The sequence below is a fragment of the Geomonas sp. genome (assembly GCF_056994735.1).
Window position 1 is genome coordinate 20016 of the sequence record NZ_JBXKJL010000159.1, and the last position, 7220, is coordinate 27235.

The window sequence follows — 7220 nt, forward strand, 5'->3', positions numbered from 1 at the left end:
GTTATGGATTTGGCAAGTATAATCGGATTGCTGTTGGGGTTTGGCGCCGTCTTCGGAGGAGCCGCCCTGGAAGGGCTCCACATGGGAGCCCTGATTCAGCCTACCGCCGCGATCATCGTCTTGGGCGGGACCTGCGCCGCTACCTTTGTCAGTTTCCCGATCCCGACCCTGGTGACCGCGGTCAGGGACCTCAAGAAGGTCTTCCTGCCACCCAAGGACGACCCCGAGGCCGTGATCAAGAACATCATCAACTACGCCGCCAAAGCCCGCCGCAACGGCCTCATCTCCCTCGAGCAGGAAGCCCAGACGGTCAAGGACTCGTTCACCAAGAAAGGGATCTCCCTGGTGGTCGACGGTATCGACCCCCAGAAACTGCGCGAGACCATGGAGATCGAGCTCAGCTCCTTCGAGTCCCACGCCAAGGGTAGCGCCGAGGTCTTCGAGTCCGCCGGCGGCTTCGCGCCGACCATCGGTATCATCGGCGCCGTGCTCGGTCTGATCCATGTCATGAGTAACCTCTCCGACGCCTCCAAGCTCGGCGGCGGCATCGCCGTCGCTTTCGTCGCCACCATCTACGGCCTCATGGTCGCCAACATCGTCTGCATCCCTTTCGGCACCAAGCTCAAACATCGCATGAGGGAAGAGCTCTTGCAGAAGGAGATGGTGATCGAGGGCCTGATCGCCATCCAGAACGGCGAGAACCCCCACTTCATCGAGCAGAAGCTGCGGGCTTACATGCACGAAGGTGCCGAGAAGAAGGGCAAGTAGATGGCCAGGAGAAAGAAGGAACATGAGAAGGAACCGAATCACGAGCGCTGGCTGGTCTCCTACGGCGACTTCATAACCCTTCTCTTCGCCGTCTTCGTCACCCTCTACGCCATGAGCCAGACCGACAAGAAGAAGGTCGAGGAGGTTATGGCGTCCATGCGGGAATCATTCGGCTACAGCACCAGCGCTCCCGCCACCCGTCCTGCCGCCATCGACGCCGGCAACATCAGCATCATCCCCGGAGTCCGCAAGACCACCATGGTCCCCAGGAGAGGGAAGAGCAGGGGCAACGAGCAGGATTTCAAGATGACCAAGGCGGCCATCGAAGCCTACCTCATGAAAGCCGGAGCCCAGGGCAAGGTCGCCGTCTCCATCACCCAGCGCGGCCTGGTGGTGAGCCTCAAAGAGGCCGGCTTCTTCGATTCCGGCAGCGCGGCGCTGAAGCAGAGTTCCTACACGATGCTAAACGACGTGGTCAGCTCCCTTTCCAGCTATTCCAACGCCGTCCGCATCGAGGGACACACCGACAACATACCGATCAGCTCGCACGACTTTCCCTCGAACTGGGAGCTCTCGACCGCGCGCGCGACCAACCTCCTTCAGTATCTGGCCAAGCAGGACGACTTCGATCCGAGCAAGATGTCGGCTACCGGCTACGGCGAGTATCGCCCGGTTGCCGACAACAGCAGCGACGAGGGGCGCCAGCAGAACCGCCGGGTCGACATCGTCCTCCTCTCCGATCAGAGCGAGAAGAACGAGCCGTAAGGTTCCTCCGCAGAACAGTCCTTTACTCGTCACCGATCATTGCCGTCAATCTCAACGACCCTTCATCACATCCGATCGCATTTCCCTCCTTTAACAGCTTAGAGCCGTCACCCTGCACTCCCTTCCCGGATGGAGAGGGGGATGTGGACCTGTCAGCGGCCACGAGGTCGTCCATGATCTCTGACTCAGCGACTGTCCATGCGGTCGAATGCCGCTGTCAGTGGGACCTAACGCGGCTGTCAGTGGGACCTAATGCGACTGTCAGTGGGACCTGACACGAGGCCGAGGTGATCTCCGCCGCCGCCCTAACGTCCCCCCCTTGACAAAGGGGGGACAGGGGGGATTTGCTCTTGTCGGACCAAAAAAAATCCCCTCACCTGCCCGGAGAGGGGATTTCAAAGGATACTCGTCGCTCCCTTACTCAGTACGCCTGGCTGCCCCATTCATCCCTCATCTGGATCCGATGCAGGGCGTTGACGCCGGTTACCTCGTAGTCAATCTTCTCCGCCTCCTCCTGCGTCAGCCCGACCTTGGGACGAACCCCCATCCAGTGGGTCGACTGGCCGGAGGGAGAATCCAGGGGGCGAGGCAGGGGCGGGCCGGGCTTGTACTTTTTGTCGAAGAACAGGGCGGCTTCGTATTGGCTTCCGTGTTTCACCAGACAGACTTCCAACAGCGCGCCGGTACTCTGCAGTGTCCTCTCGATGATGACTTCCTGCACTTCCATGCCATCAGGCATCTCCAGGTATTCGCTCATAGCTCGCTCTCCATTTCCCATCACAGGTGGTTGATAATATGCCCTCTTCGGCCTTACCGCTCCAAACTTTAGGGCTATCTTCACCGGCACCTACCCCGACCCGGGCAGCCGAGCCGGAAGTCACTGGATGCGGAGTTTCACCACCAGCGGGAGGTGGTCCGAGGCGACCCGGGTGAGCTTTGTCTGGGGGATCTGGACGCTCTCGACGACGAGGTTTGGCGAGACGAAGAGATGGTCAAACCTGACTATCGGGTAATGACTCGGGAATGTCCACTCGGTGTGCCCGAAGCCGAGGCTCTCCTGCTTGTCGTTAACGATGTCCTTGAGGCGCTTATGAAGGGGTGAACTGGGAAGCAGGTTGAAGTCGCCGCAGAGAATGACCGGGGGCCGGCAGTCCGGATGCTGCAGCCACTCCGGACCGGCCAGGACCTTGGTCTGGGAGGCGCGTTCCGGTGGAGTCAGCCCCAGATGGGTATTCACCAGCTGCAGGGCATGCCCATCAACATCGATCTCCACCCAAAGTACACCCCGCGGCACGATCGACCGGCGTTTGGTGGCAGGATGGAGACCGCCTGCCCTGATCAGGCGCATGGGATAGCGGCTGAATACCACGTTTCCGTTTCGTTCCCTCTCTTGATGGATCAGTCCCCGCGACTTCTCCAGCAGCCCGAATTCATGGGCCAGCTCTTGTGCTGTTCCACCCTCTTCGGGACGGAACCTCGCTCCCGGCAGTTCCTGGAGGGCGACGATGTCAGGGTGATACGTTTCGATTACCTCGGCTATACGTGCAGCAGACCTGTGCCTGTCATTGCCGACCAGGCGATGGACGTTGTAGGTCATGATGGTGAACATGCACTCTTTCTCGGTCATGACATACCTGCTGTTGAATCATGAACTGCCATCCCACGCACGGTTTATATTATACACAGTAGTGCAGAACGCGGCAGATGGGCGCCGACCCGATGCACCCGCTCGTGATCCCGTGCGGCGGCTCTGCCCTACCGTCAGGTCATCAGCTTCATCTTCCTCAACTCGGCAGCCACCCTTTCTTCAGCGTACTTCACAATGTCCTTCTTCTTCCGGCCGATAATGAGACCGGCGGCGAAGCGGACGAAGGGGTGGTTGGTCTTGAAATACTGGTCGACCAGGTGGTCGAGAACCACATCAACCCTCTTGTCGATCTGCTTCGTGAGCTGGGCGAGGTCCTTGTCGGTGTAACGGGGCCAAGTCGGCTGGTAGCAGGGGGCCTTTATCTCCCCCACCAGGGGTATTATGGGCAGGAGGAGCTCGTTGTTCCTCTTCTTGGGAGCCCCGGCAGCGTCGCGCGCACAGTAGGCCTTCTTCATCTCGTCACTCCAGCCGGAGAAGAGGGGATTCCGTTCCGGCAGGACAAAATGATCCCGCAGGAATTTCTGACCATTGCGTCTTCCCAGGAAGTAATCGTGGGCGCGGAAGTCCCTCTTCAGGAATCCACCGAATCCGCCCAGCGAACCGCAGGCGATGGGATAGCGCTCGCCATCCCGGCTGGGCGCGATCATGAATCGGGAGTAAACCTCCTCGCTTGCCGCCAAGACCAGCTCGTCCGGCTTGAAGCGGGCCTGGTTCTTCAGGGCCGTCAGCAGGCTCATGGCCAACTTGGCGAGATCGGGGGCGGCAGCATATTCGGGATCGAACGTCGAGGTGTTGGGGAAGGGGTCGATCAGGAGGATCGCCTTGTAGGCATCTTCCCCCTTGCGGGCATTTCGTTCCGCTGAGCCTGCTAGAAGCTTCCGGGCCAGCTCCAGCGGCTCGTTGTTCATCACGCCACCGTCAACGCACTGGAACTTGAACTCGAAACCGGGCCCGATCTGCTCCCAGGTCGGGGGGATGCACTCGGGAGTCACGCACCGGTGCGGATTCACGCTTTGCGGCGTAGGTATCGGCCATTGTCGGGAACTGTACCAGTCGGCTTGGCCACTGCCGGCAATGGTGTGAGCCAGGTTTCTCGGCGCCAGGCCGAACGGGAACGCGCCGGAGGCCAGGGCTGCCAATTTCAGATTTTCCATCACGGGGGAGGAACCGGCGAAATCCGCCCAGCTCATCACGTAGCGGTCGGGAAGGGCGCCTTTCCCGGTGTCGTTGATCCGGAACTGAACGTAATCGGCATGTAACGACATCTCATAGGTAGTCTCCCTGTCACCTATGAGCTTGAACCCGTACGGAACCCCGCGCAGATTGGTGACGGTAAGAATGAGCTCGAAATTTTCCGCCAGGTATGGCCTTCTCCTTGCCGACGGCGTGACTGTCAGGCCGTGATTGGCGATGTCGGAGAGAACGGACGAATCGAGCAGAGACAGCACGGGAGTGCCGTCAGCGGCCAGGTCCGCGCATTGAAGGAGACTGGAGATGTCGATTCGGTCCACCCACGAATCAAAAAGCTTGTTCCGTCCTTTGTTCGAGTGGCCTTCGGCTTCATTGGTCACCGGCGGCTGGTCCGACCCCATGTAGGCGGTAGCGAGAGCGGCTGTCATAGCGCCGGCGGACGCGCCGGAAAAGACAGATATCTTGACGTCATGAGGAGGGACATCCTTGTTTTCACCTTTGATTGCGTACCAGCGGTCCAGGGCCTGGACGAGGAAATCGACGACTCCGCCTGTATAGGCGCCGGCTGAAATTGCCCCGGCACCGACTAATCCGATCTCGAAACTCTGGTCGCTCATCTTGCCTCCTTTCCATCATTGTTGAGAGTGAAAGGAATCATTCAACTCGAGGTGGCTGTGGTCGATAAATGTGTCACTTCTGTCAGTACAGATTTTATTGCAAGGAAAGTTCTGTTACATCGGGTGCTTTGGTAAAGAAAAAGCCGCCCGTTGGGAGGGCGGCTTGGCTCTTTAATCCACATGTTTCTTTGGCAGCCCGGCTTCCTGTCGTAACGGGTCCGTGAGCTTGTGTCACTGGATCGCTCCAGCTTTACCTTTTTCGGAAACAGGCTGAGCAAATTGTATCGTGGGCAAAGACCATGTAAAGCAACAATAATTTCCTGCCCCGGGACTAAACCCGCTCCAGTGACGGGCGGTCCCACCCGGCAAGATTGGCCCCGGTGTCATAGGTGCTCTGCATGAACTCCAGCAGCTTCCGCTCGGGGGAATCGGCCATCCGCACATCATCGTACAGCAGGATCCACTCCTTCATTATGGGGCTGTAGAAGGCCTCCGGCGGGCTTATCCGGGATTCCCCGAACCCGGCCGGCTCCGGCGCCGCGTAGGAGTAAAAGGCCGGGGCGCTGATGCGGCCTTCCGAGCTGATGTCAGAGGCTGCGGACCGTTGACCGGGCCAGAACCCGTGGCTTATCACCTCATGGGAATAGGCCTCACGGGTTACCGGATCCGCTCCCTCACGTTCAGGCGCCCGCCTGCCGGAGAACCGGGTCACGGCGAGGTCGAAGCTTCCCCAGTAGAAGTTTACCGGGCTGCATTTGCCCACGAACCGGGTCCGGAACTGGCTGAAGACCTTGTCGACCTCGAACAGGATCCTCCACAGCCTGGTGCTGTACTCTGCGTCATAGGAGTTGTTGTCCTGGTCGTTCTCGAAGGGAACAGGATTGTCGACTTCGCGGGGGAGCGTCCAGATCTTGACCTGGATTCCCATTTCGCTCAGCGTGGTCATGAATTTCCGGTAGAATTCAGCAACGGAGCAGGGGGCCAGGGCCATCGACGCCACCATCCCGTTGTCACAGTTCACCAGCAGTTGATGCTTGATAAAGTCGAATTCGACGCGGAAGCCTTTCTCTTGATAGTGAAGGGTCGGAGTCATGAGCCCCCGCGGCGTGACGGAAAAGGCCACGTTCCACCAATGGTTCACCGTCGGCGTCAACGCAAGGGCGACCTTCCCGACAATCTGGGTCCACATGTGCAATGTGGCGTATGTTTTTTCCCACTCGGCCAGCGGCAGGGCGGGCCATGGTTCGTATTCCATGATGCACCTCCGGGGTCTGCGCTCGCGCAGATTACCCCATCTGTTCATCGACGTAGCAGTAGCGCCAGTTCTCCCCGGGCTCGAACGATCTGATCACGGGGTGTTTCGTGGTATGGAAGTGGCCGGTGGCATGCCGGTTTTTCGAGCTGTCGCAGCAGCCGACGTGGCCGCACGACTCGCACAGGCGCAGGTGGACCCAGGAGTCGCCTGTCTTCAGGCATTCCTCGCAGCCATTCGTTTTAGGGGCCGGTTCCTTAACCTCGCCCATATGTGAACACTGTCCTGCCATTGCCTGTCTCCTTTCCCCCTCAGTCGGGGAGGTGACTTCCTCCACCGCCCATGATAACACTATTGGCAGACGTGGGATGCCATTGTTGATCCCTGTCACGGCTGACCGCCGGCCGCTCAACCTCGCCGGCTTCGAAGGTTTGTCGAACACATCCCATAACTCATGTCGCGAGGCCTCTTATGATCCCTACCGAAGTCGTGGTGAACGACCTGATGCAGCGGGAGTACGTCTACTTCCTCACCGAACCGCAGGGAGAGAACTTTCATCCGGACTTCAAGCCCGAATTGACCCCGAAGGAGATGCTGAAGCTCGGCATCTTCGGCGGCAAATACCTGACCGACTGCAGAAATGAGTTCCCGCCTGAGTGGTTCGACGAGGCCAGGCTCTGTCACGAACGCCATGCCCCCGAGCTGAACTGCTTCGGGGTGAACGCCTCGAAGCCGCTCTCCTACTGGCGCGCGAAAGGGTGGATCTACCACGAGGACCCGAGGGGGTGGTTTCAGTGGTACTGCCGCTACTACATGGGGAGGCGCTGCGCTGACGATGAACGGCAGATCAAGAGGTGGAAAGCCATGAAGAGGCACATCTCGCAGTTGAAGAAGAACTGCAGGAAAGGTGATCTCGGCTGCCGCCGGAAACAGCGCCAGGCCCTGTTGCACTGGGCCTATGACAGCAGGAAGATGTAAG

General features: G+C 59.4%; 8 protein-coding genes and 1 riboswitch. Of the genes, 3 read left to right on the forward strand and 5 right to left on the reverse strand.

The features are described from left to right. Nucleotides 1-3 precede the first annotated feature (3 nt). Nucleotides 4-768 carry a flagellar motor protein gene (locus AC11W3_RS07705; protein ID WP_484088784.1) on the forward strand — a complete coding sequence of 255 codons (765 nt, stop codon included), beginning with the start codon at nucleotides 4-6 and terminating at the stop codon, nucleotides 766-768. After that, on the forward strand, nucleotides 769-1533 hold the full coding sequence (locus tag AC11W3_RS07710; RefSeq protein ID WP_484088783.1) for a flagellar motor protein MotB: 765 nt from the start codon (nucleotides 769-771) through the stop codon (nucleotides 1531-1533). It begins immediately after the preceding gene. A 421-nt stretch (nucleotides 1534-1954) separates the two neighbouring features. Here AC11W3_RS07710 and AC11W3_RS07715 read toward each other — a convergent pair whose 3' ends face one another. The 5 genes from AC11W3_RS07715 to AC11W3_RS07735 form a co-directional block, all read right to left on the reverse strand. Continuing rightward, complete coding sequence (locus tag AC11W3_RS07715) at nucleotides 1955-2290, reverse strand: hypothetical protein (RefSeq protein ID WP_484088782.1); 336 nt, start codon at nucleotides 2288-2290, stop codon at nucleotides 1955-1957. Nucleotides 2291-2410: 120 nt separating this feature from the next. Further along, nucleotides 2411-3160, reverse strand: coding sequence for an endonuclease/exonuclease/phosphatase family protein (locus AC11W3_RS07720; RefSeq protein ID WP_484088781.1), 750 nt, complete (start codon nucleotides 3158-3160; stop codon nucleotides 2411-2413). Between the two features lie 134 nt (nucleotides 3161-3294). Beyond that, nucleotides 3295-4989, reverse strand: coding sequence for a patatin-like phospholipase family protein (locus tag AC11W3_RS07725; protein ID WP_484092754.1), 1695 nt, complete (start codon nucleotides 4987-4989; stop codon nucleotides 3295-3297). Between the two features lie 187 nt (nucleotides 4990-5176). Beyond that, nucleotides 5177-5254: riboswitch (cyclic di-GMP riboswitch) on the reverse strand. Between the two features lie 66 nt (nucleotides 5255-5320). Further along, nucleotides 5321-6244 (reverse strand): DUF5996 family protein, encoded by a 924-nt coding sequence (locus AC11W3_RS07730; RefSeq protein ID WP_484088779.1) that lies wholly within the window; start codon nucleotides 6242-6244, stop codon nucleotides 5321-5323. 31 nt (nucleotides 6245-6275) lie between these two features. Further along, the gene (locus AC11W3_RS07735) at nucleotides 6276-6533 is read right to left on the reverse strand and encodes a UBP-type zinc finger domain-containing protein (protein ID WP_484092755.1); all 258 of its coding nucleotides are present in this window, start codon (nucleotides 6531-6533) and stop codon (nucleotides 6276-6278) included. A 179-nt stretch (nucleotides 6534-6712) separates the two neighbouring features. Here AC11W3_RS07735 and AC11W3_RS07740 point away from each other — a divergent pair, with 179 nt between their 5' ends. Further along, nucleotides 6713-7219 carry a hypothetical protein gene (locus tag AC11W3_RS07740; protein ID WP_484088777.1) on the forward strand — a complete coding sequence of 169 codons (507 nt, stop codon included), beginning with the start codon at nucleotides 6713-6715 and terminating at the stop codon, nucleotides 7217-7219. Nucleotide 7220: the final 1 nt, after the last annotated feature.

Coding starts and splice junctions, on each gene's coding strand:
- AC11W3_RS07705 (WP_484088784.1), top strand. CDS start 4: ATGGATTTGGCAAGTATAATCGGATTGCTGTTGGGGTTTGGCGCCGTC.
- AC11W3_RS07710 (WP_484088783.1), top strand. CDS start 769: ATGGCCAGGAGAAAGAAGGAACATGAGAAGGAACCGAATCACGAGCGC.
- AC11W3_RS07715 (WP_484088782.1), bottom strand. CDS start 2,290: ATGAGCGAATACCTGGAGATGCCTGATGGCATGGAAGTGCAGGAAGTC.
- AC11W3_RS07720 (WP_484088781.1), bottom strand. CDS start 3,160: ATGACCGAGAAAGAGTGCATGTTCACCATCATGACCTACAACGTCCAT.
- AC11W3_RS07725 (WP_484092754.1), bottom strand. CDS start 4,989: ATGAGCGACCAGAGTTTCGAGATCGGATTAGTCGGTGCCGGGGCAATT.
- AC11W3_RS07730 (WP_484088779.1), bottom strand. CDS start 6,244: ATGGAATACGAACCATGGCCCGCCCTGCCGCTGGCCGAGTGGGAAAAA.
- AC11W3_RS07735 (WP_484092755.1), bottom strand. CDS start 6,533: ATGGCAGGACAGTGTTCACATATGGGCGAGGTTAAGGAACCGGCCCCT.
- AC11W3_RS07740 (WP_484088777.1), top strand. CDS start 6,713: ATGATCCCTACCGAAGTCGTGGTGAACGACCTGATGCAGCGGGAGTAC.